The sequence below is a fragment of the Aquabacterium lacunae genome, from assembly GCF_004310865.1.
GTDB classification, from domain to species: domain Bacteria; phylum Pseudomonadota; class Gammaproteobacteria; order Burkholderiales; family Burkholderiaceae_C; genus Aquabacterium; species Aquabacterium lacunae.
The window spans coordinates 387402-409770 of the sequence record NZ_SIXI01000001.1; the positions used below are offsets into that span (position 1 = coordinate 387402).

Annotated in this window: 18 protein-coding genes; 6 read left to right on the forward strand and 12 right to left on the reverse strand. The window is 66.2% G+C overall.

All coding sequences use genetic code 11. From position 1 onward, the window contains the following. Nucleotides 1-9 precede the first annotated feature (9 nt). The gene (lplT, locus tag EYS42_RS01730) at nt 10-1290 is read right to left on the reverse strand and encodes a lysophospholipid transporter LplT (protein ID WP_130966132.1); all 1281 of its coding nucleotides are present in this window, start codon (nt 1288-1290) and stop codon (nt 10-12) included. A 185-nt stretch (nt 1291-1475) separates the two neighbouring features. On the opposite strand from lplT, the gene alr reads away from it, so the two are divergent. From alr to radA, 3 genes are read left to right on the forward strand one after another with little or no spacing between them, the layout of a single operon-like run. Continuing rightward, complete coding sequence (gene alr, locus EYS42_RS01735; RefSeq protein ID WP_130966133.1) at nt 1476-2597, forward strand: alanine racemase; 1122 nt, start codon at nt 1476-1478, stop codon at nt 2595-2597. 13 nt (nt 2598-2610) lie between these two features. Next, nucleotides 2611-3114, forward strand: coding sequence for an acyl-CoA thioesterase (locus tag EYS42_RS01740; RefSeq protein ID WP_130966134.1), 504 nt, complete (start codon nt 2611-2613; stop codon nt 3112-3114). Nucleotide 3115: 1 nt separating this feature from the next. Then, nucleotides 3116-4483, forward strand: a complete 1368-nt coding sequence (gene radA, locus EYS42_RS01745) for a DNA repair protein RadA (RefSeq protein WP_130966135.1) — start codon at nt 3116-3118, stop codon at nt 4481-4483. A 64-nt stretch (nt 4484-4547) separates the two neighbouring features. Here the strand turns inward: radA and murJ are convergent, their stop codons facing one another. Beyond that, the gene (gene murJ / locus EYS42_RS01750) at nt 4548-6110 is read right to left on the reverse strand and encodes a murein biosynthesis integral membrane protein MurJ (RefSeq protein WP_130966136.1); all 1563 of its coding nucleotides are present in this window, start codon (nt 6108-6110) and stop codon (nt 4548-4550) included. A 158-nt stretch (nt 6111-6268) separates the two neighbouring features. On the opposite strand from murJ, the gene rpsT reads away from it, so the two are divergent. Then, the gene (rpsT, locus tag EYS42_RS01755; protein ID WP_130966137.1) at nt 6269-6562 is read left to right on the forward strand and encodes a 30S ribosomal protein S20; all 294 of its coding nucleotides are present in this window, start codon (nt 6269-6271) and stop codon (nt 6560-6562) included. A 108-nt stretch (nt 6563-6670) separates the two neighbouring features. Here the strand turns inward: rpsT and EYS42_RS01760 are convergent, their stop codons facing one another. Continuing rightward, nucleotides 6671-6979, reverse strand: a complete 309-nt coding sequence (locus EYS42_RS01760) for a DUF3579 domain-containing protein (RefSeq protein WP_130966510.1) — start codon at nt 6977-6979, stop codon at nt 6671-6673. Nucleotides 6980-7472: 493 nt separating this feature from the next. Here EYS42_RS01760 and EYS42_RS01765 point away from each other — a divergent pair, with 493 nt between their 5' ends. Together EYS42_RS01765 and argF are read left to right on the forward strand one after the other, a co-directional pair. Next, nucleotides 7473-8669: an aspartate aminotransferase family protein gene (locus EYS42_RS01765; RefSeq protein ID WP_130966138.1), complete on the forward strand. Its 1197-nt coding sequence runs from the start codon at nt 7473-7475 to the stop codon at nt 8667-8669. 50 nt (nt 8670-8719) lie between these two features. After that, the gene (gene argF, locus EYS42_RS01770; protein ID WP_130966139.1) at nt 8720-9652 is read left to right on the forward strand and encodes an ornithine carbamoyltransferase; all 933 of its coding nucleotides are present in this window, start codon (nt 8720-8722) and stop codon (nt 9650-9652) included. A gap of 86 nt (nt 9653-9738) precedes the next feature. On the opposite strand, the gene EYS42_RS17410 is transcribed toward argF, so the two are convergent. The 9 genes from EYS42_RS17410 to EYS42_RS01815 all read right to left on the reverse strand — a co-directional run bounded on the left by EYS42_RS17410 (nt 9739) and on the right by EYS42_RS01815 (nt 22261). Continuing rightward, the gene (locus EYS42_RS17410; RefSeq protein WP_130966140.1) at nt 9739-11163 is read right to left on the reverse strand and encodes a methyl-accepting chemotaxis protein; all 1425 of its coding nucleotides are present in this window, start codon (nt 11161-11163) and stop codon (nt 9739-9741) included. Between the two features lie 97 nt (nt 11164-11260). Further along, the gene (locus tag EYS42_RS01780) at nt 11261-12616 is read right to left on the reverse strand and encodes a methyl-accepting chemotaxis protein (protein WP_130966141.1); all 1356 of its coding nucleotides are present in this window, start codon (nt 12614-12616) and stop codon (nt 11261-11263) included. A gap of 73 nt (nt 12617-12689) precedes the next feature. Beyond that, nucleotides 12690-13403: an RNA polymerase sigma factor FliA gene (locus EYS42_RS01785; RefSeq protein ID WP_130966142.1), complete on the reverse strand. Its 714-nt coding sequence runs from the start codon at nt 13401-13403 to the stop codon at nt 12690-12692. A gap of 21 nt (nt 13404-13424) precedes the next feature. Further along, nucleotides 13425-14255: a flagellar biosynthesis protein gene (locus EYS42_RS01790; protein WP_130966143.1), complete on the reverse strand. Its 831-nt coding sequence runs from the start codon at nt 14253-14255 to the stop codon at nt 13425-13427. Nucleotides 14256-14268: 13 nt separating this feature from the next. Beyond that, nucleotides 14269-16017 (reverse strand): flagellar biosynthesis GTPase FlhF, encoded by a 1749-nt coding sequence (flhF, locus tag EYS42_RS01795; RefSeq protein WP_130966144.1) that lies wholly within the window; start codon nt 16015-16017, stop codon nt 14269-14271. Then, nucleotides 16014-18119, reverse strand: coding sequence for a flagellar biosynthesis protein FlhA (gene flhA / locus EYS42_RS01800; protein WP_130966145.1), 2106 nt, complete (start codon nt 18117-18119; stop codon nt 16014-16016). The genes flhF and flhA overlap by 4 nt, the downstream gene beginning before the upstream one ends. A gap of 3 nt (nt 18120-18122) precedes the next feature. Further along, entirely contained in the window at nt 18123-19265 is a 1143-nt protein-coding gene (gene flhB / locus EYS42_RS01805) for a flagellar biosynthesis protein FlhB (RefSeq protein ID WP_130966146.1), read from the reverse strand. Nucleotides 19266-19412: 147 nt separating this feature from the next. Next, on the reverse strand, nt 19413-20960 hold the full coding sequence (locus EYS42_RS01810; protein WP_130966147.1) for a SpoVR family protein: 1548 nt from the start codon (nt 20958-20960) through the stop codon (nt 19413-19415). Then, nucleotides 20957-22261: a YeaH/YhbH family protein gene (locus EYS42_RS01815; protein WP_130966148.1), complete on the reverse strand. Its 1305-nt coding sequence runs from the start codon at nt 22259-22261 to the stop codon at nt 20957-20959. The genes EYS42_RS01810 and EYS42_RS01815 overlap by 4 nt, the downstream gene beginning before the upstream one ends. Between the last annotated feature and the right edge of the window lie 108 nt (nt 22262-22369).

The window sequence follows — 22369 nt, forward strand, 5'->3', positions numbered from 1 at the left end:
GGCAGTCGGTCAGTGATGCCCGTCGGTGCGGGCGATCTCCAGCAGGCGATCGACTTCGGCCTTGTGGTGCACGGTGTTGTGCTTGTGCCAGCGACCGATGGCCCACATGACGCCAGCCACGATCAGGCCGAACACCGTGATGGCGCCAAAGGCCGACAGGCCCAGCTTCACACCCAGGGCGTACAGGCCACCCAGCAGCAGGATGCAGGCCTGCTCGTTGAAGTTCTGCACCGCAATCGAACGACCCGCCCCCATCAGGTTGTGCCCGCGATGTTGCAACAGGGCGTTCATGGGCACGATCAGGAAGCCGGCCGTGGCGCCCATCATGATCAGGAACGGCACCGCGATGTACAGGTCCCGGATCACGTTCAGGCACAGCATCAGGGCGCCCATCGCGATGCCCAGCGGGATCAGGCTGGTGGCTTTGTCCAGCTTCATCATCACCGATGCGAACACCGCGCTGGCCGCCGTGCCCAGCACGACCACGCCAGCCAGCGACGAGGCCTGGGTGGTGCTGTAGCCCAGTGCCGCAGCCGCCCAGGGGAACACGATCACGCGCATGTTGCCCGACACCCCCCACACCAGGGTGGTGGTGGCCAGCGAGATCTGCCCCAGCTTGTCCTGCCACAGGCGGCTGTTGCACTGCCAGAAATCGGCCATCAGGGTGCCCAGGTTGCCCGTCATCGGCTGCAGGGGCGCATCGGTGCGGGGAATGCGCAGGTTGAACAGGGCGGCAATGCCGTACAGCAGCACCATGGACGCGATGGCCGCCTCGGGGGCCGTGTCGACCCCGGTGTCCAGCAGCGGCAGGTCCAGGCTCAGCAGCGCAGAAGAGGCCGCAGGCCCCACCAGCTGGCCGCCGAGCAGCACGCCCAGAATGATCGAGCCCACGGTGAGCCCTTCGATCCAGCCATTGGCCTTGACGAGCTGCGAGGCGGGCAGCAGTTCGGTCAGGATGCCGTACTTGGCCGGCGAATAGGCTGCAGCGCCCAGACCCACGATGGCGTAGGCCAGCAGCGGGTGGCCACCGAACAGCATCATCAGACAGCCCACCACCTTGATGCTGTTGGAATAGAACATGACCTTGCCCTTGGGCGCCGAATCGGCGAAGGCGCCCACGAAGGGAGCCAGGGCCACGTAAAAAAAGGCGAACATGGGGGCCAGGGCTGGCACCTGCCAGGCGGGCGCCTGGGTGGACTTCAGCAATTCGATCGCGGCGACCAGCAACGCGTTGTCAGCCAGCGAGCTGAAGAACTGCGCCGACATGATGGTGTAGAAGCCTTTTTTCATCTCAGACGCAGCAGATCGACAACAGGTGCAACAGGGGCCATGGAGAGCATGACCCCTCCGGGAGCGAGCCGCCCGATGTCAGCATCGGGACAAAGGACAGTGCCGGGCGCAGGTTATAGCATGACACCCCCCCAAAGAAGGCCTCCAGCCACGGGGGCGGGAGAACCCGCTGGCAGAATGTCACCATGCCGCGCCCCCTTGAAGCCCTGATCCACCTTGATGCCCTGCAACACAACCTGGCGCGCGCGCGGCAAGCGGCCCCCGACGCACGGGTGTGGGCCGTGGTCAAGGCCAATGGCTACGGTCATGGCGTGGAGCGCGTGTACGAGGGCCTGCGGGGTGCCGACGGCTTTGCCCTGCTCGACATCGCAGAGGCCGAAAAGCTGCGCCGCCTCGACTGGCGCGGCCCCATCCTGCTGATCGAAGGCGCCTTCGACGCCCGTGACCTGGAATGGTGCTCTCGGCTGGGCCTGTGGCACACCGTGCACTGCGAGCAGCAGATCGACTGGCTGGCCCTCCACAAGACCGAATGGCCCCACCATGTGTTCCTGAAGATGAACTCGGGCATGAACCGCCTGGGCTTCACGCCCGACGCCTTCCGCAACGCCTGGGTGCGGCTGTCGTCGCTGCCGCAGGTCGATGAAATCTCGCTGATGACCCACTTCTCTGACGCCGACGGCCCGCTGGGCATTTCGCGCCAGTTCGAGGTGTTCCAGCGCGCCAGCCACGACCTGCCGGGCGAGCGCAGCCTGTGCAACAGTGCCGCCACCTTGCGACACGCCACCGACCCTGCCGTGCGCGGCGACTGGGTGCGCCCCGGCGTGATGCTGTACGGCGCCTCACCCGATTTCCCCGAGCACAGCGCCCGCCACTGGGGCCTGCAACCGGCCATGACCTTGCGCAGCCGCCTGATCGGCGTGCAGCACCTGAAGGCGGGCGACACGGTGGGCTATGGCAGCCGCTTCACGGCCGATCGCGACATGCGCATCGGCGTGGTGGCTTGTGGCTACGCCGACGGATACCCTCGCCACGCCCCCGACGGCACACCCGTGCTGGTCGACGGCCAGCGCACGCGCCTGATCGGCCGCGTGTCGATGGACATGATCACGGTGGACCTCAGCGCCCTGCCCCAGGCCCAGCCAGCCAGCGAAGTCACCTTGTGGGGCCAGGGCCCCGACCTGCAGGGCCAGCCCACCGAGCTGCCCATCGACGAAGTGGCCCACCATTGCGGCACCATCGGCTACGAGCTGATGTGTGCCCTGTCCCCGCGCGTGCACGTGGACGTGCGCGCGCCCCATCACGACTGACACCCACCGCCCCATGGATTTCGACGCCCAACGACACCAGCTGCGCATGAGCGTGCTCATGACGCCTGACATGGCCAACTTTTCGGGCAATGTGCATGGCGGCACCATCCTCAAGCTGCTCGACCAGGTGGCCTATGCCTGCGCCAGCCGCTATGCCGGCACCTACTGCGTGACCCTGTCGGTCGACCAGGTCACGTTCCGCCAGCCCATCCACGTGGGCGAGCTGGTCACCTTCCTGTCCTCGGTGAACTACACCGGCTCCTCGTCGATGGAGATTGGCGTGAAGGTGATCGCCGAGAACATCCAGACCCAGGTGGTTCGCCACGCCAACAGCTGCTTCTTCACCATGGTGGCCATGGGCGACGACAAGCGCCCCACCCCCGTGCCGCCCCTGACCCCGCAGACGCCCGACGAAAAGCGCCGCTTCGAGGCGGCCAAGCTGCGTCGCCAGTTGCGCCAGGAACTCGAGCGCAAGTTCAAGGCCATTCAGGCCGAAGCCTCGGCCGGCACACCCTGAGATGGCCCGCGAAAAAACCGTCTTCACCTGCAACGCCTGTGGCGGCACCAGCCCCAAGTGGCTGGGCAAGTGCCCGCATTGCAACGCCTGGAACACGCTGGAAGAAGGCCGCGCCGAAACCGCGCCCAAGCACCGCATGCAGGCCCTGGCGCGTGGCCTGGCCGCGGCGCAACCCGTCACCACGCTCAGCGACATCGAAGCGGCCGACGTGGCCCGCACGCCCACGGGCCTGGACGAACTCGACCGCGTGCTGGGCGGCGGCATCGTGGCCGGTGGCGTGGTGCTGATCGGCGGCGACCCAGGCATCGGCAAATCGACCCTGCTGCTGCAGGCCCTGGATGCGCTGTCGCGCCAGATGCCCGTGCTGTACGTGACCGGCGAAGAAAGCGGCGCCCAGGTGGCCATGCGCGCCCAGCGCATGGGGCTGGCGGGCACCGGTGTGCGCGTGCAGGCTGAGATCCAGCTGGAGAACATCCTGGCCACCCTGGAGACCGAAAAACCCTCCTTCTGCGTGATCGACTCCATCCAGACGATCTACAGCGAGCAGCTCACCTCGGCCCCAGGCTCGGTGGCCCAGGTGCGCGAATGCGCGGCCCACCTCACGCGGGTGGCCAAATCGACCGGCTGCACCATGGTGCTGGTGGGCCATGTCACCAAAGAAGGCACCCTGGCCGGCCCGCGCGTGCTGGAGCACATCGTCGACACGGTGCTGTACTTCGAGGGCGACACGCACAGCAGTTTCCGCATGATCCGCGCCATCAAGAACCGCTTTGGCGCGGTCAATGAAATCGGCGTGTTCGCCATGACGGAAAAAGGCCTGAAGGGCGTCAGCAACCCCAGCGCCATCTTCCTGTCGACCCACGCGGAGCCAGTGCCTGGTTCGTGCGTGATGGTCACGCTGGAAGGCACCCGCCCCATGCTGGTCGAGATCCAGGCCCTGGTCGACGAGGGCGGCCCCTCTCCCCGCCGCCTGAGCGTGGGCCTGGAGCGTGACCGCCTGGCCATGCTGCTGGCTGTGCTGCACCGCCATGCGGGCGTGGCCTGCGCCGACCAGGACGTGTTCGTGAACGCGGTGGGGGGCGTGCGCATCAGCGAACCAGCGGCTGACCTGGCCGTGCTGCTGGCCATCCAGAGCAGCCTGCGCAGCCGCGCCCTGCCCAAAGGTTTTTTTGCCTTCGGCGAAGTGGGCCTGGCGGGCGAAGTGCGCCCGGCCCCGCGTGGTCAGGACCGCCTGAAAGAAGCCGCCAAGCTGGGCTTCACGGTGGCGGTGGTGCCCGCAGCGAATGCGCCCAAAAAGCCGATCGAGGGGCTGACGATTCACGCAGTGGAACGCATCGAACAGGCCGTGGAACTGCTTCGGCATCTGTGAACGCGCGCGAGTGCGCAAGTGTCGGCCTGAGCGAGGTGGCCGCCAGCGCCCCCTCGCTGTCCTTTCAGCGGCGCAGCATGTGCCGGATCTTCAGGCCACTGGCCGTGAGCACACCGAAGTACACCAACGCCGCGGCCACGAGGCAACCCGCCAGCAAGCCCACCCGCAGCCATGGCTGCGCGCGCAGGCCCAGCCAGTCGAAGTGGGCATTGGCCCACCACATGCCAGCGCCCAGCAGGGCCGAAGCCACGATGACGCGCAAGGCAAACAGGGCCCAGCCTGGCTCGGGCGTGTAGCGCCCGGTCGAGATCAGCCCCCGCAGCAACCAGGCCGCATTGACCAGCGAGGCCAGGCCAATGGACAAGGCCAGGCCCGCCTGCTGGAACAAGGGCACGAACACGACGTTGAGCACCTGCGTCAGCACCAGCACCGCGATGCCGATGCGCACCGGGGTGCGAATGTCCTGCGCGGCATAAAAGCCCGGCGCCAGGATCTTGATGGCGATCAGGCCCATCAGGCCCACGCCATAGCCCATCAGGGCCCGCACGGTCTGGGCCACATCGGCATCCTTGAAGGCCCCGTAGTGGTACAGCACCGACACCAGCGGCTCGGCAAACAGCAGCAGGGCCAGTGCGCTGGGCAAGGCCAGCAGCACCACCAGGCGCAAGCCCCAGTCGAGCAGGCTGGAGAACTGCTTCACATCGCCACTGGCCTGCGCCTTCGACAGCTGCGGCAACAGCACCACACCCAGGGCCACTCCCAGCAAGGCCGTGGGGAACTCCATCAGGCGGTCGGCAAAGGTGAGCCACGACACGGCGCCGGGGCCCAGGTGGGAGGCAATCTGCGTGTTCACCAGCAGCGACAGCTGCGCCACCGACACCCCCAGCAAGGCCGGCGCCATCTGGCGCAGGATGCGGTGCACGCCCTCATGGGCCCAGGCGGTGCGCAAGGCACCCAGGCTCAGGCCAATGCGGGGCAACACCCCACGACGCCTGAGCGCGGGCACCTGGATGGCCAGCTGCAGCACGCCACCGGCCATCACGCCCACTGCCACCGCCAGCACCGGGTCCAGCCCGAAGCGTGCGAAAACCGGGGCCAGTCCCACGGTGGCCGAGATCACGGCCACATTCAGCAGCACGGGCGTGGCCGCCGGCACGGCAAAGTGCCCCCAGGTGTTGAGGATGCCTGCACTGAGGGCCACCATCGACATGCACCCGATGTAGGGGAACATCCAGCGCGTCATGGTCACCGCCGCATCGAGCCCGCCGCTTTCTTTCAGACCCGAGGCCATCAGCCACACCAGCACGGGCGCACCCACCACCCCCAGCACCGACACCACCAGCAAGGCCCAGAACAGCACGGTGCCCACGGCATCGATCAGGCTGCGGGTGGCTTCGTCGCCCTTCCTGGCGCGCGTTTCTCCCAGAATGGGCACGAAAGCCTGCGAAAACGCGCCCTCGGCGAACAGGCGGCGCAACAGGTTGGGGATGCGAAAGGCCACCTGGAAGGCATCGGTGGTGGCACTGGCCCCGAATTGGGAAGCAAACAGTTGCTCACGGACCAGACCGGTGATGCGAGAAGCCAGCGTCAACAGAGAGACGATGGAGGCAGACTTGAACAGGCTCATGGCGCATTATAGAAAGCACACCCGAGGCTTTTGACTGAGGGCCTGGCTGGCGTTATACTCTGCGGTTTTCCAACCAACTCGGCCTTGTCGGGTGAGAATTGGAGGCCGTTCGGCAGGTGCCGGGCAGTGCCCCAGTCATTCCCAAGGCCCCACGCAAAATGGCATCTGCATCCAAAGCCAAGAAGACCGTCCGCATCGCCTCGGGTCGCAAGCGCGCCCGTCAGGACGTCAAGATCAACGCCGCCAACGCTGCCCTGCGTTCGAAGTTCCGCACCGCCGTCAAGAGCGTGCTGAAGGCTGTCAAGGCTGGCGACAAGGCCCAAGCCGCTGAAGCTTTCAAGTCGGCACAATCGGTGATCGACTCGATCGCCGACAAGGGCATCTTCCACAAGAACAAGGCCGCTCGCCACAAGAGCCGCCTGTCGGCCAAGATCAAGGCCCTGGCCGCCTGAGATCGGTGCCTGGCGCCCCACGCGGGTGCCGCCCCATGAAAAAACCCGCCGCTGGCGGGTTTTTTGTGCCTGGGTCAGGCCAGGAACGCCCCGAAAGGCAGCAAGCGCTCAGAGATCGGGCAGCAGGCAGGCGTCGACCACCTGCAGGTCGTTGTCGCGCGCAAAGTTCATGACGAAATCCCAGGCCATGGGTTCGAGCTTGCGCAGGGCCTCGTTGACCACCACACACTTGACCTCGCCGAGGGTGGTGGGCACGCAGTAGGGGGAGTAGCCAATGTGGTCGGCGATGCCGCCACGGCCGCCGCCCGGACGGAAGCAGGACATGGCACCTGCGAGGCGTTCGGCCCAGTCACTGGGGCGGAAGGTCTGCCCCTTGGACGTGACCCCCTGGATGAAGACTTCCCGGGGTTTGGCCATGGCAATGGCCGCGGCAGAACCTGCCGGTGCAGTGGTGGACACGCTGTTCGTTCCCACGGTCTGTGCAATGGATCCATTGCCAGGTTGACGATGCTCAGGGGCCGATTGTGTCGGACCCCCGCGGAGGATGCTCGGCGAAACCGGCGAAGGGTGTTCCGCCAATGCCGCCGCGTCTGAGGAGACAGGGTCTGTGACTGTTTCCATCAGGAATCCCTCCATTGTCCAACGTCAAGACGCTGGACGCAAATTCGGTGCCAGAACCCTTGCACCCAGGTCGGACACGGTGGTGAAAACCCTTGTGGCTTGCCACCGTCCTTTCTCGGTCATCTTCAGCGTATCGGCCGGGGACGCTCCGTCTTGAGGCTGTCACGGCCACGGGTGACAGTGCCCCCGTGCATTCCTTACAATGCATGCAAGGCGCAGCCTCATGCACTGCATGCACTGCGCCTTTTTCATTGTTTCAACCGCTGTTGACACCCCAGGAAAGGTTTCCATGACCGCCGCCGCGCCCATGCCCCACGTGATGCCCACCTACGGCCGCCTGCCCGTTGCCCTGTCGCACGGCGAAGGCGCCCGCGTCTGGGACACCGAGGGCCGACGTTACCTGGACGCGCTGTCGGGCATTGCGGTGAACACCCTGGGGCATGCCCACCCCAAGCTGGTGCCTGCCCTGCAGGACCAGGTGGCCAAGATGATCCACTGCTGCAACTACTACCAGGTGCCGCTGCAGGAACAACTGGCCGCCATGCTGGTCGAGCGCTCGGGCCTGACCAATGTGTTCTTCTGCAATTCGGGCCTGGAAGCCAACGAGGCCGCCCTGAAGATCGCGCGCAAGTACGGCCATGACAAGGGCATCGACCGCGCCGAGGTGGTGGTGTTCGAAAAGGCCTTCCATGGCCGCTCGATCGCCACGCTGTCGGCCACCGGCAACCCCAAGGTGCACGCCGGCTTTGCCCCGCTGGTCGAGGGCTTCGTGCGCGTGCCCTTGAACGACATTGCGGCCATGGAAGAAGTGGCCCGCACCCGCCCGAACGTGACCGCCGTGTTCCTGGAGGTGATCCAGGGTGAAGGCGGCATCAACCCGGCCCGCGCCGAGTACCTGCAGGCTGTGCGCGCCCTGTGCGACAAGCAAGGCTGGCTGCTGATGCTCGATGAAGTGCAATGCGGCATCGGCCGCACCGGCAAGTGGTTCGCCCACCAGTGGGCCGGCATCCAGCCCGACGTGATGCCCCTGGCCAAGGGCCTGGGCTCGGGCGTGCCCATCGGCGCCGTGGTGTGCGGCCCCAAGGCCGCGAACGTGCTGCAACCCGGCAACCACGGCACCACCTTCGGCGGCAACCCGCTGGCCATGCGTGCCGGTGTGGAAACGCTGCGCATCATGGAGGAAGACGGCCTGATGGCCAATGCCGCCAAGGTGGGCGCACACCTGATGGCCGCACTGCGCCGCGAGCTGGGCGAGCTGCCCGGCGTGAAGGACATCCGCGGTCAGGGCCTGATGATCGGCATCGAGCTGGACCGCCCCTGCGGCGTGATCCTGAGCCGGGCACTGGAAGCCGGCCTGCTGCTGTCGGTCACGGCCGACACCGTGGTGCGCCTGCTGCCGCCCCTGATCTTCACCGAGGCCGAGGCCGACGAGTGCGTGGCCCTGCTGGCCCCGATCATTCGCCAATTCCTGGCCGAACAAGCCTGACCCTGAACGCAGGCCGCCCACCGGTGGCCTGCCCTACCCCGAGCCCCACCATGAAGCCCGGCAACAGCCTCATCAAGCATTACCTGCAGTTCAAGGACCTGCGGGCCCCTGAGTACGCCTACCTGTTCGAACGCGCGGCCATCATCAAGCAACGCTTCAAGAACTACGAGAAGTACCAGCCGCTGGCCGACCGCACACTGGCCATGATCTTCGAGAAGGCCTCCACCCGCACGCGCGTGAGCTTTGAAGCCGGCATGTACCAGATGGGCGGCTCGGTGGTGCACCTGACCACCGACGGCAGCCAGCTGGGCCGCAGCGAGCCCATCGAGGACAGCGCCAAGGTGATCTCGCGCATGGTCGACCTGGTCATGATCCGCACCTACGAACAGGCCAAGATCGCCAAGTTCGCGGCCAATTCGCGCGTGCCCGTCATCAACGGGCTGACCAACGAATACCACCCCTGCCAGATCCTGGCCGACATCTTCACCTACATCGAGCACCGCGGTTCGATCGAAGGCAAGGTGGTGGCCTGGGTGGGCGATGGCAACAACATGGCCAACACCTGGCTGCAGGCGGCCGAGCTGCTGGGCTTCACCGTGCACGTGAGCACGCCCAGCGGCTACGAGATCGACCCGCAGGTGGCCGGCATCTCGAGCAAGGATTGCTACAAGGTCTTCAAAGACCCGATGGACGCCTGCCGTGGCGCCAACCTGGTGACCACCGACGTGTGGACCTCGATGGGCTATGAAGCCGAGAACGAGGCCCGCAAGAAGGCGTTTGCCGACTGGTGTGTCGATGCCGACATGATGGCCGTGGCCAAGCCCGATGCCCTGTTCATGCACTGCCTGCCTGCGCACCGCGGTGAAGAGGTCGAGGCCGAGGTGATCGACGGGCCTCAGTCGGTGGTGTGGGACGAGGCCGAGAACCGCATGCACGTGCAGAAGGCCCTGATGGAATACCTGCTGATCGGGCGGGTGGGCTGACCCGCCGGGCACCGTACCATCCACCACAACATGAAAGAGGGGCCCCGAGGGGCCCCTCTTTCATGTGCACACGGCATCCGATGCGATCACCGCATGGCCAGATCGGGCAAGCGGAACTGCGACACCGCGTGGTGCAGTTCGTCGCTCATCTGCTGCAGTCCGTGGGCCACGGCCGAGGTCTGCTCCACCAGCGCCGCGTTCTGCTGTGTGGTGGCGTCCAGGCGGTTGATGGCCTGATTGATCTGGCCGATGCCGTCGTTCTGTTCGCTGCTGGAGGTGGAGATGTGGCTGATCAGATCGGTCACCTGACGCACCTGTTGCACCACCTGCCCGATGGTTTCGCCCGTGCTGCCCACCAGCTGGCTGCCGGTGTCGACCTGCTCGACGCTGTCGGTGATGAGCTGCTTGATCTCGCGGGCGGCCTCGGCGCTGCGCTGGGCCAGGGTGCGCACCTCACCGGCCACCACGGCAAAGCCGCGGCCCTGTTCGCCGGCCCGGGCCGCTTCGACCGCGGCATTGAGGGCCAGGATGTTGGTCTGGAACGCAATGCCGTCGATCACGCCGATGATGTCGGTGATCTTGCGGCTGGAATTCTGGATGCCGGACATGGTGTCGACCACCCGGTTGACCGCATCACCGCCCTCGGTGGCCACCTCGGACGCCTTCAGGGCCACGCCATTGGCCTGACGGGCACTTTCGGCGCTCGACTTGATGGTGCCGGCAATTTCCTCGACCGCGGCCGCGGTTTCCTGGATGCTGGACGCCGCCTGTTCGGTGCGCATCTGCAGGTCGCTGTTGCCCTGCTGGATGGTCGATGAGGCCTGGCGAATGGCCTCGGCGGCACGGTGCACTTCCTGCATGGCCTCGGTGATGTGGGCCAGGGCATCCTGCAGGCGCTGGCCTGCTTTGCTTTCGGCCTGCATGCGAGCCGCCTGCAGGTCCACTCGACCGTCGTCAGACATCATGCGCTCGACAGCCAGGGTGATTTCTTCACCCGCCTGGAAATCACGCTGCGCGCGCAATGCCAGGAAGATCAGCACCGCGGCTTCGGCCACCACGTACACCGCATGCTCGACCACCTTCATGAGGCCAGGCTCGGTGAAGCAGATGGGCCCCCACCCCCAGGCCTGCATGTAGTTGAAGCTGAGGTGGTGCACCGCAATGGCTGCAGCCCCCACCACCACAGGCACCACCTTGCGGTACACCACCAGACAGGCCATGAAGGCGAACACCGCAAAGTGGGCCTCGTTGTGCCCGCGTGCGGCATGGATCAGCAGACCCACCGTGGCCATGCCCAGAACGGGCATGGCCCACTGGCTCAAGGCGCGACCACCGCCCGCCAGGGCCGCCGCGGTGGACAGCCCCACCAGCACGATGGCCAGGGTGATGACCAGCCCCACACTGCCGTAGACGCCGGCATAGGCCACAGCCCCCAGTGCGGTCAGGCCGATGGCACTCAGCACCACCTGATCGGCCGGTGCGATGCGTGATGTGTGTTCAGAATGACTCATTTTCGTACAGCTCGTGTCCAGTCGATGTCACCTTGGGTTTCGGATAATCCCCTGTGAACTTGAGGGCTTATACCCCTTGGGGTATGCCGAAACGCGTTCAAAACCGGTAGGCCAGCCGCAACCCACCCCAGTGGCGCCCTCGCACCACGATGGGCGCTGAGGCCTCCTTGAGCATGACGAACTGGCCACCGCCCATGTCGCGGCGGTAGGTCTGCAGCAGGAAGGGCCGGGTGTTGCGGGCCGAGGCCAGCCCCGTGCGGTCGTTGAAGATGCGTCGCCACCGGGCATTGGCCGTGTTCCAGACCACATCGCCCGCGCGCTGGGTCTGGCAGTACTTGCGGTTGTGGGTGGGGATGTAGCCGTTGCGGTCGGCGCCGATGCAGAAGACCACGTTGGGCAAGGCGTCGAGCGCCGGCTCCTGGATGGCCGGGAAACGTGCATCGGTGACCGGGTTGAATCGGGTCAGGTGCTGCAAGGGGTTGCTGCCCTGCACGGGTCGGTAGTCATCATCGAAGAGTTGGGCCTCGCTGAGCTGGCCACTGGCCAGTGCGTCTTCCAGGGTCTGGGCCAGTTGGCCAGCCACCCGCTGGGCCATCTCGATGTAGGGCGTGTCGGCGGTCTGCACGCCGCAAGACGCAATGACCTCCATGAGGCGCTCGGACACACCCAGCACGGTCTCGCTGCGGCGCACCGCCTGCGACAGCGCCTGGCGTGAGGCCTGCACCTCCTGGGCCATGCGCTGGCCCTGGTGCTGCAACTCGCCACTGACCTCGATGCTCTGCGCTGCCGATTCGCTGATGCGCGCCACGCCTTCTTCCACATGGCGCAAGGCGGCCTGGAAGCCTTGGGTGTGGCCCTCTTCCGGGGTGCGGCGGATGTCCCGCTCGAGGGCCTGCACGCGGCCATCCAGTGCAGACACGGTGCTCATGATGGCCTTGGACGTGGTCTCGACCTGGGTGGAGAGGTCGCGCACGGCGTCGGCCACCACCGAAAAGCCGCGGCCGGCTTCACCGGCGCGCTTGGCCTCGACCGAGGCATTGAAGGCCACCAGCCGGGTCTGCAGGGCAATCTGAGTGATTTCTCGGGCGGCCTCCGCCACCTCCTTGAGCGAGGCCACCAGGGCCGACACTTCATGGCCCACCTGATCGACGGCCGCGCGGGCCTGGCCCACGGCCTGCAGGCTGTCGTCGGTGCGGCTTCGGATGGCGGACTGCGCCTCGGAAATGCGGTCGAGCTGCCCCACCAGTTGCGACAGTGCCCCTGCCTGGCGCTCGGCCACAGCGGCGCTGTCTTCCAGCGTGCCACGCAATTGCGCGGCCTCCAGCCCCAGCCCGGACGTGTCCTGCTGCAGCTGGCGAGCCAGGCTCAGTGCATCGGGCCGGTCATCCACCGGCTCGCGCTGCACGGACGCGACCACCTCAGCCTGTGGTCGCGAACGGAACGGCAACAGCATGGCTGTTCCCCTTGAAGTGGCCGCAAGCCCGCGATGCCTGCGGCGGCCTTCGCCCGTTCGAATGGCAAGGACATCACCACTCCCGAAGCTTCACACGCAACCGGGCGATGGACTGGCTGTGAAGCTGGCACACACGTGATTCGGTCACCCCGAGCACGGCGGCAATTTCCTTGAGGTTCATGTCCTGCTCGTAGTACATGCTCATGACGTACTGCTCCCGATCGGGCAGGTTCTTGATGGCTTCGACCAGGGCCTCGCGCATGCGGTGGTCCTGGATCAGCGACAAGGGGTCGTTGCCCTCGTCGGCCACATGGCGGTCGAGATAGTCGCTGTCGCCATCGTCACCACTCATGTCTTCCAGGTAGATGAGCTGGGTGCCACGCACCTTGCCCAGCATTTCCTGGTACTCGACCAGCGTGATGCCCATTTCCTTGGCGATCTCGCTTTCCTGCGGCGCACGGCCCAGCTTCTGCTCGAGCCGGTGCACGGCGCCTTCGATGTCGCGCTGCTGCTTGCGGGTGCCGCGGCTCATCCAGTCGGCGCCGCGCAGCTCGTCGAGCATGGCGCCGCGGATGCGCTGGGTAGCGAAGGTCTCGAACTGCACGCCCTGCCCGGCATCGAAGCGGCTGAGCGCATCGCTCAAGCCAATCATGCCCACCTGGATCAGGTCGTCGATTTCGACGTTGGCCGGCAGCTTGGCGATCATCTGATGCGCCAGGCGCCGCACCAGCGGGCTGTACTGGTGGAGCATCGCGTTCAGATCGAGGCGGCCTTTGGCGGTGTACATGTTCTGCTCCATGAACGTCATTCAGTTGAAGACCGGTGCGTGGCGGGACGGCAAGGCCGCACCCGGCGAGACCAGTTGATCAAAGGCGCTGTCGCCCAGGGTGTGCGGCATGGCACAACGCAGCAGGTCGGCAGCCATTTCCAGGAAGCGCGCAGAGGGCTCCCGGGTGGGCGGCTCCATCGGGTTGATGGGCAGCCAGGCATGCTGGGCCGCGTGCAGGAAGCTGTCGGCGCATTGCGCCAGACGGCGGGCCACCTGCGGCGCCAGCTGTGAGTTGGGGGCGGCACACACGATCAGGTCGTGGGCCATCCAGTTCGCGCGCTGCGCCATCACCTTCACGCCGGCATAGGCATGCGTGAGGCCTTCGGCGCGTTCGTCGGTGAACAACAACGGGCGCACGTTGTGCCCTTTCGAGCCGCGCCCCAGCACCCGCACCAGCTCGCTGGCCGGCGCATGCAGCAGGACCACGTCCATCTGGGGTGCGGCATCGGCGATCTCGTCGACCAGGGTCTGGCTGCAGCCCTGGGCATCGACATGCTTGAGCGGCAGGCCCTTGGCTGGCAGGTAGTGCACATGCGGCGAGAGCTCTTCCAGGCCTTCGCGCAGGTCGAATTCGGCCAGTTCGGAGGGGCGTCGGGCGCGCTCGCCGGCGTCGACCACCAGGGTGCGCAGGCCAAAGCCGGCGTAGGCCGCACACAGGCGTTCGAGCACCACGCCGCCGTACATCACCTCGGGGTTGGACACCACCGGGATGAAGCGCAGCACACGGGTCTGGAACATCTGCCGCAGGCCATGGGCCTGATCCACCGGACGTGCAGCAGGGGCTGTCATCGTGTTGAGCGGAGGGTTCATGAACGGCTCGGGCTCAGGCGGCAGAAGAGGGGTTGGCAGCGGCGGTGTCCGACAGGGCGTTGGCCGCCAGGATCAGGCTGACTTCGTTGGGGTCGAGGCGGAAAGCCGGGTTCAGGCTGGCCCGCAAGGCCCGGTGCACCAGCGAAGTCGCGGTCAGACGATGCCAATCTTCGGGCACCCGTTGACCATTGGCGACGCCAAGGATCTTGGTCTTGTGACGAATTAACGCATCCAGGGCCGGGCCGAGTTTCACGGCTTCGTCCAGCTTGGAGAGCACCACGCCAGCGCACTTGTGGGCCTGGTAAGCCACCAGCACGTCTTCGATGGCGTCGCCCTGCGCCGAGGCGTTGACCACCAGCAGCTTGCGGATTGACTTGTGGCTGACCATCTCCAGCATTTCGCGGGTGCGGGCGTCACGCTGGGGCATGCCGGCCGTGTCGATCAGGATCATCTTCTTGCCGGCCAGCAGCTCGAGCAGGTCTTCCAGCGCGGCGCGGTCGTGGGCAATGTGCACGGGCACGTTCAGGATGCGGCCGTAGGCGCGCAGCTGCTCGTGGGCGCCCATCCGGTAAGCGTCGAGGGTGATCAGGCCCAGGTTGTGCGCGCCGTGCTTGGCCGCGAACAATGCGGCCAGCTTGGCGGTGCTGGTGGTCTTGCCCACGCCGGTGGCACCGATCAGGGCAAAGATGCCGCCCTGGTCTTCGATGTTGGGTTCGTTGTCGGCGGTGTTCAGGTTGCGCTCGAGCACCATGCCGGCCCAGTCCATGGGGTCACGCTGGCCGGCCACCACGTCGGCGGGCATGCCGTCGATCATCTTGCGGATCAGCACGGGCGAGAAGCCGCCATCCAGCAGGCGCTGGGCCATGGTGGCCTGGCTGGGGGTGCGTTGCAGGCGCTCGATGAAGGCGATGGTTTCAAAGCGCTCCTTCATCATGGCGCGCATGGCCCGCAGCTCGCCCAGCATGGACGCATTGGCCGCCTGCGCAGCCGCCAGGGCTTCGCGGGTGCCATCGTCGGGCGCTGCCACCTGTGCGGCGGCCACGGCGGTGGCGCTGGGTCGGGCGTTGCCCGGGGTGGGCTTGGGCGTCTGGGCCACCATCTGCGACATGGTCAGGTCGGCCGGGTCGCTCCACAGGCCGGGGCGTTGCGGGGCGCTTTGAGGCAGGGGCTGGGCCTGCGGCTCCAGCTGGGCAGCGGCCTGCGGCAGCTCGGCCACAGCCAAGGCCACGCGGGGCGCAGCTTGCGCCGCTGCGCTGGGCAGAGGCTGGGCCAGGTCCAGGGGCTCGTCAACCACGGCGCGGGTGCGAGCCGCCAGGGCCGGGGCCTTGGCGGCGCCCTGCCCGTTGCTGCCCACGCGCTGGGCCAGCTGGTCTTCGGGCGTGGGGGCCAGTTCGGGCTCCATGCGGGCCTTCAGGGCGGCCTGGCGGCGGCGCAGCATGCGTTCACGCACATAGTCCTGGAAGGACAGCGTGCTCATGGCCAGCTGGCGCACATCTTCCTGCACGGTGGTGGCCAGCGAGGCCACGGCCTGGCGGGCGCCACCCTTGGGGGCCTTGCTGCCCTCGTCCACCGGTTCCTGACGGCTCTGATGGGCCGCCTGTTTCTCGATGGCGGCCATGCCCTCGGGGGCCATGGCCATGATCTCCACACCACCCTCGGGGGCTGCCTTGTTCGACAGCACGATGGCATCGTTGCCGAAGGCCTCTTTGACCTTCTGCATGGCTTCGCGCGAAGTGCGACCGGTGAAGCGTCTGACGTTCATGCGTGGCCTCCAATCAGGGTACCAATGCGGATGGAGTGGGTCTCAGGGATCTCGCTGTGGCCCAGCACCTTCAGGCGCGGGGCCGCACGCTTGAGCAAGCGGGCCAGGCTGGGGCGGATGTTGTCCGGCACCAGCAGGCAGGCGGGGTGGCCCAGGTTTTCCTGGCGCTGCGAGGCTTCGGCGGCCTGGCGGGTCAGGTGGTCGGCCACGCCCGGATCGAGCATGGGGCCGTTGGGCGAATTCAGGGCCTGGCTGAGCAGGCGTTCGAGGTCGGGTTCGATGGCGATCACGTCCAGCTCGCGCACCGGGCCGTAGATCTGCTGCACGATGGCCGGGGCCAGCCCCACCCGGATGCGGCGGGCCATCTCGTTGGCATCGCTGGCCAGGCCCGGGGTGAGCGCGGCCTGCTCGGCCAGCGTCTCGATGATCGAGCGCATGTCGCGGATGTGCACACCCTCGTCCAGGAGGAGCTGCAAGACCTTCTGCAGGGTGGCAATGCCGACCATCTTGGGTACCACGTCTTCGATGAGTTTGGGAGCCAGTTTCGTCACGTGTTCCACCAGTTGCTGGGTTTCGACTCGGCCCAGGAGCTTGGCGGCGTGGACTTGCATCAAGTGTGAAAGGTGGGTGGCCACGACGGTCGAGGAATCAACCACGGTGTACCCGGCCATTTGCGCTGCTTCCCGCTGGCGTTCTTCCACCCACACCGCAGGCAGGCCAAAAGCCGGGTCGATGGCCTGGGTGCCGGGCAGCGGGTTGGTCACGTGGCCCGGGTTGATGGCCATCAGCATGCCGGGGTAGACCTCGCCCTCGCCCACCACGGCGCCACGCAAGGTGATGCGGTAGACCGCAGGCCGAAGTTCCAGGTTGTCCTTGATGTGCACGGAAGGCGGCAGGAAACCCACCTCTTGCGCGAACTTGCGGCGCACGCCCTTGATGCGGTTGAGCAGGTCGCCGCCACGGGCCGTGTCGACCAGCTGGATCAGTCGGTAACCCACCTCCAGGCCCAGTGTGTCGACCGGCTGCAGGTCATCCCAGGAGGCCTCGCCATTGAGTTGCGGGCCTTCGGCCGGCTTGTCGCTGGCCTTCGGCTGATTCTTCTCGGCCTCGGCGCGCAGGTACTGCTTCCAGGCCCCCCAGCCCAGCACACCGGCCGCGGGCACGAAGATGAAAAAGGGCATGCCGGGCACCATGCCGATCAGGGCGATCACGCCCGCGGCCACGCCCATCACCTTCGCATTGCGGAACACCTGCCCGATGATCTGGGCGCCCACGTCTTCGTCCTTGCCCACGCGGGACACCACCATGGCCGAGGCCACCGAGATCAGCAGGGCCGGGATCTGGGCCACCAGCGCGTCACCCACGGCCAGCAGCACGTAGGTGCTGGCGGCGTCACCGGCGCTCAGGTCATGCTGAGCCACCCCGATGATGAAGCCGCCGATGATGTTGATGAACAGGATCAGGATGCCGGCGATGGCGTCGCCTCGCACAAACTTGGAGGCACCGTCCATGGAGCCATGGAACTCGGCTTCTTCACCGACCTCGCGGCGGCGCTTCTTGGCCTCGGCCTCGTCGATCAGGCCAGCGTTCAGGTCGGCGTCGATCGCCATCTGCTTGCCAGGCATGGCGTCCAGGGTGAACCGTGCGCCCACTTCGGCGATGCGCTCGGCACCCTTGGTGATCACCACGAAGTTGATGATCACCAGGATGGCGAACACGATGATGCCCACCGCGAAGTTGCCGCCGATCAGCACATGACCGAAAGACTCGATCACCTGGCCGGCCGCCCCGGTGCCGGTGTGGCCATTCATCAGCACCGCACGGGTGGAAGCCACGTTCAGAGACAGGCGCAGCAGCGTGGTCAGCAGCAGCACCGCCGGAAACGCCGCAAAATCGAGCGGGCGCTTCATGGTGGCCGACACCATCATCACCATCAGGGCCATGGCGATGTTGAAGGTGAAAAACAGGTCCAGCAGCAGCGGTGGCAGCGGCAGCACCATCATCACCAGCACCATCAGCACCACCACGGGGGCGGCCATGACCTGGAAGGTCTTGGCGTCCTGGCCTGACAGGCCCTTGAGTTTCAACAGCAGCTCGTTCATGCGTCAGGCTCCACGGGTGTGGTGGGGGTCGAGGTCTCGCGGCACGTCCAGGTCGGGCATGTGGCCCGGCATGGGGGCCTTGCCGGCCAGGGCGGCCTTGAGCTGGTACACATAGGCCAGCACCTGGGCCACGGCGCTGTACAGGGCCATGGGCACTTCGGCGTCCACCTCGGTGGTGGCGTACAAGGCACGCGCCAGGGGCGGCGCTTCCAGCACCGGCACCTCGTGTTCCGTGGCGATGTCGCGGATCTTGAAGGCCATCAGGTCCAGGCCCTTGGCCACCACACGCGGGGCGCCCATGGTGCCGTCGTCGTACTTGAGGGCCACGGCATAGTGGGTGGGGTTCATCACCACCAGATCGGCCTGAGGCACATTGGCCAGCATGCGCTTGCGGGCACGCTCGCGGCCGATCTGCTTGATCTTGTTCTTGACCTCGACGTTGCCTTCCTGCTGCTTGAACTCGTCCTTGACTTCCTGGTGGCTCATCTTCATCTGCTCGGCAAACAGGTACTTCTGCAAGGGCCAGTCGAGCAAGGCAAAAGCGGCCACCACCAGCAGCAGGCTCATCAGCACGCTGCGCACGGCCTCACCCACAGCGGCAAAAGCAGCAGGCAAGGGGAGCGCCAGCAGGTTGACCAGGTCGGGCCAGCGCTTCCACAGCAACAGGCAGCCCACGGCTCCGATGACCAGCCCCATGGCGCAGGCCTTCAGCGCATCGAGCAGCTGCTTCTTGGAAAACACATTGCCAATGCCCTGCAAGGGGTCGAGCTTGCTGAACTTGGGCGCGATCACCTTGAAGGTCATGACCCAGCCGCCGGCAGCCACGCTGGCGGCCACCGAGGCCAGGGCAATGCCCAGGGCCAGAGGCACCACCAGCACCAGGGCCTGCGTGACCCACTGGCCCAGGCGCTGCACCATCATGTCGGGGGCCGCGACCGTGCGGGCGTCAAAGATCAGACCGCTGCGCAGCAGCTTGCCCACGGCATCGAACCAGGTGGGCGTCAGGGCGATCAGGATGCCCGTGGCGGCCAGCAACACCAGGAAGTGCCCCAGGTCTTTGGAGCGCACCACCTGGCCGTCTTCGCGGGCTTTGGAAAGCTTCCGCTCCGAGGCTGGTAACTGTTTGTCCTGTGAGTCGTCTGACATGGTGCAAGGGGGTACTTCGTCCTTGTCACCATTGTTCGCAGCGCCCCGCTTTTCTTTAGCGGGATAAGGGGGGTGCCCCTTGCGCTATTCCGGAGGGGTTTCAGGGCGCGAAACCCGCAGGCCGCGCCCTGCCCCCCGGTTTTCCGGTCAATCCATGTTGGCCGGCACCACCGTCCATTGCTGGCGGGATGTGCCCTGGCCATCGACGCTTTCCAGGTGCACCGGGAAACCCCACAGGCGCGCGACATGCTTGAGCACCTCGCGGGTGTCGCCATGCAAGGGGCGGCTGTTGTGCTGGGTGTGCCGCAAGGTGAGCGAGCGGTCGCCGCGCAGGTTCACGCTCCAGACCTGAATGTTGGGCTCGCGGCTGCCCAGGTCGTACTGGCGGGACAAAGCTTCGCGCAGGCTGCGGTAGCCCTGCTCGTCGTGGATGGCCGAGACCTCCATCTCGCGCTCGTGCTCGTCGTCGTGAATGGCGAACAGACGGAAGTCGCGCATCACCTTGGGCGACAGGAACTGGCCCACGAAGCTCTCGTCCTTGAAATTGCGCATGGCGTAATCCAGGGTCTTGAGCCAGGCGTTATCGGCCGGGTCGCAGCCTTCGGCCGAACCGGCGAACTCGGGGAACCAGCGCCGGTCTTCTTCCGTGGGCTTTTCGCAGATGCGCTTGAGGTCGGTGTACATCGCAAAGCCCAGCGCATAGGGGTTCAGGCCGCTGTAGGCCCGGTGCCCCACCGGCGGCTGGAACACCACATTGGTGTGCGACTGCAGCCACTCCAGCATGATGCCGTCGGCCAGGTGGCCGCGGTCGTACATGGTGTTGAGCAGGGTGTAGTGCCAGAAGGTAGCCCAGCCCTCGTTCATGACCTGGGTCTGGCGCTGCGGGTAGAAGTACTGCGCCACCTTGCGCACGATGCGCACGATCTCGCGCTGCCAGGGCTCCAGCAGCGGCGCGTTCTTCTCGATGAAGTACAGCAGGTTCTCCTGCGGCTCGGCCGGAAAGCGGCGCACGGCCTCTTCTTCCGGGCGGTCGGCACGGCGCGGCAGCGTGCGCCACAGGTCGTTGACCTGCTGTTGCAGGTAGGTCTCGCGCTCTTCGCGGCGGGCCAGCTCTTTGCTGAGCGAAAGTTTGCTGGGCCGGCGGTAGCGGTCAACGCCGTGGTTCATCAGGGCATGGCAGCTGTCGAGCAACTCTTCCACGGCCTCGATGCCATGGCGCTCTTCGCACTGGGCCACGTACTTCTTGGCATAGACCAGGTAGTCGATGATCGAGCCCGCATCGGTCCACATGCGGAACAGGTAGTTGCCCTTGAAGAAGCTGTTGTGGCCGTAGGCCGCGTGCGCGATCACCAGGGCCTGCATGGCCATGGTGTTTTCTTCCATCAGGTAGCTGATGCAGGGGTTGGAGTTGATGACGATTTCATAGGCCAGCCCCATGTGCCCGCGGCGGTAGTTCTTCTCGGTGGCGATGAACTCCTTGCCGTAGCTCCAGTGGCGGTAGTTCACCGGCATGCCCACGCTGGCGTAGGCGTCCATCATCTGCTCGGCCGTGATGATCTCCAGCTGGTTCGGGTAGGTGTCGAGCTTGAAGCTCTCGGCCGTCTCCCGGATCACCTGGTGGTAATCGTTGATGAGTTCGAAGGTCCAGTCGGACGGTGAAGGCAGCATGCGGCTGCTGCGAGTGTCGGCATTCATGCGTCAACCCCTTCCTTCTTGAACAGCTCACGGAAGACCGGGTAGATCTGGCTCTGGTCCAGCACCTTGCGCATGGCGAAGTGCTTGTGGCGCTCGCTCAGGGCCAGGTACTCTTCCCACAGATTCTGCTCGGTCTGGGCCACCTGCACATAGGCAAAGTACCGCACCAGGGGCAGGATCTTGTTTTCCAGGATCTCGGTGCAGCGGCTGGAGTCATGGTGCCAGTTGTCGCCGTCAGAGGCCTGGGCCACGTACAGGTTCCATTCGCTGGTGGGGTAGCGGGCCTGCATCACCTCGTCGAGCAGCACCAGGGCGCTCGACACCACCGTGCCGCCGGTTTCGGTGGCGTGGAAGAACTCGTCTTCCGTCACCTCTTGCGCCTGGGTGTGGTGGCGGATGAACACCAGCTCGATCTTGTCGTAGTGCCGGGTCAGGAACAGGTACAGCAGGATGAAAAACCGCTTGGACAGCTCCTTGCGCTGCTCGTCCATCGAGCCGGACACGTCCATCACGCAGAACATCACGGCCTTGGTGGTGGGCACCGGCACCTTGATGCGGCTGCGGTAGCGCAGGTCGATCGGGTCGAGGTACGGAATGCCCTGCAGGCGGGCCTTGAGGTGGTTCAGCCGGTCTTCCAGCTTCTCGATCTCGGCGGCGATGTCGCGCACCAGCGCGTCGTCAGAGGCCGCACCTTCGCGCTCTTTCAGCTCACCCAGGCGGTGTTCGATCTCGCGCACTTCACCGCGGCTGCTGGCGCCCAGCGCAATGCGCCGGCCCAGCGCACCGCGCATCGAGCGCACCACGTGCAGGTTGTTGGGGGTGCCGTCGCTGGAATAGCCGGCACGCTGGCTCTTCCACTCGGGCACTTCGGCCAGCGCGGTCTTGACCAGGTTGGGCAGGGCCAGGTCTTCAAAGAAGATCTGCATGAACTCTTCTTTGCTCAGGCTGAACACGAAGTCGTCTTCGCCTTCGCCTGAATCACTGGCCTGATCACCCCGCCCGCCCTGACCGCCCTGCCCTTCCGGCTTGGCGATGCGGTCGCCGCGCACGTACTCGCGGTTGCCCGGGTGCACCATGTCGCGCGTGCCGCCCTGGCCGTGGTGGAACACCGGCTCGGACAGGTCCTTCTTGGGGATGGCGATGTCTTCGCCCTTTTCGATGTCGCGGATGCTGCGGCCATTGATGGCCCGCTGCACGGCCTCGCGCACCTGCCCCTTGTAGCGACGGAGGAAACGTTCGCGGTTGCCGACGGACTTGTTCTTGCCCGCCAGTCGCCGGTCGATGATGTTGCTGATGCTCATGTTCGTCCTTCGCCTGCACCCGCCGAACGCCCCTCAGGGCGATCGGACAGGCGGGGAAACGCCCGGACTTCGCCTTGTGAGCAAATGACCGTGGCGTTTCATGGGTCG

Bases quoted from the DNA above. Each gene is read 5' to 3' on its own strand.
- EYS42_RS01765 (WP_130966138.1), top strand. From the start codon at position 7,473: ATGACCGCCGCCGCGCCCATGCCCCACGTGATGCCCACCTACGGCCGC.
- rpsT (WP_130966137.1), top strand. From the start codon at position 6,269: ATGGCATCTGCATCCAAAGCCAAGAAGACCGTCCGCATCGCCTCGGGT.
- EYS42_RS01760 (WP_130966510.1), bottom strand. From the start codon at position 6,979: ATGGCCAAACCCCGGGAAGTCTTCATCCAGGGGGTCACGTCCAAGGGG.
- lplT (WP_130966132.1), bottom strand. From the start codon at position 1,290: ATGAAAAAAGGCTTCTACACCATCATGTCGGCGCAGTTCTTCAGCTCG.
- alr (WP_130966133.1), top strand. From the start codon at position 1,476: ATGCCGCGCCCCCTTGAAGCCCTGATCCACCTTGATGCCCTGCAACAC.
- EYS42_RS01810 (WP_130966147.1), bottom strand. From the start codon at position 20,960: ATGAATGCCGACACTCGCAGCAGCCGCATGCTGCCTTCACCGTCCGAC.
- EYS42_RS01815 (WP_130966148.1), bottom strand. From the start codon at position 22,261: ATGAGCATCAGCAACATCATCGACCGGCGACTGGCGGGCAAGAACAAG.
- argF (WP_130966139.1), top strand. From the start codon at position 8,720: ATGAAGCCCGGCAACAGCCTCATCAAGCATTACCTGCAGTTCAAGGAC.
- EYS42_RS01790 (WP_130966143.1), bottom strand. From the start codon at position 14,255: ATGAACCCTCCGCTCAACACGATGACAGCCCCTGCTGCACGTCCGGTG.
- radA (WP_130966135.1), top strand. From the start codon at position 3,116: ATGGCCCGCGAAAAAACCGTCTTCACCTGCAACGCCTGTGGCGGCACC.
- flhA (WP_130966145.1), bottom strand. From the start codon at position 18,119: ATGAACGAGCTGCTGTTGAAACTCAAGGGCCTGTCAGGCCAGGACGCC.
- EYS42_RS01785 (WP_130966142.1), bottom strand. From the start codon at position 13,403: ATGTACACCGCCAAAGGCCGCCTCGATCTGAACGCGATGCTCCACCAG.
- EYS42_RS01740 (WP_130966134.1), top strand. From the start codon at position 2,611: ATGGATTTCGACGCCCAACGACACCAGCTGCGCATGAGCGTGCTCATG.
- EYS42_RS01780 (WP_130966141.1), bottom strand. From the start codon at position 12,616: ATGCTGTTGCCGTTCCGTTCGCGACCACAGGCTGAGGTGGTCGCGTCC.
- flhB (WP_130966146.1), bottom strand. From the start codon at position 19,265: ATGTCAGACGACTCACAGGACAAACAGTTACCAGCCTCGGAGCGGAAG.
- flhF (WP_130966144.1), bottom strand. From the start codon at position 16,017: ATGAACGTCAGACGCTTCACCGGTCGCACTTCGCGCGAAGCCATGCAG.
- murJ (WP_130966136.1), bottom strand. From the start codon at position 6,110: ATGAGCCTGTTCAAGTCTGCCTCCATCGTCTCTCTGTTGACGCTGGCT.
- EYS42_RS17410 (WP_130966140.1), bottom strand. From the start codon at position 11,163: ATGAGTCATTCTGAACACACATCACGCATCGCACCGGCCGATCAGGTG.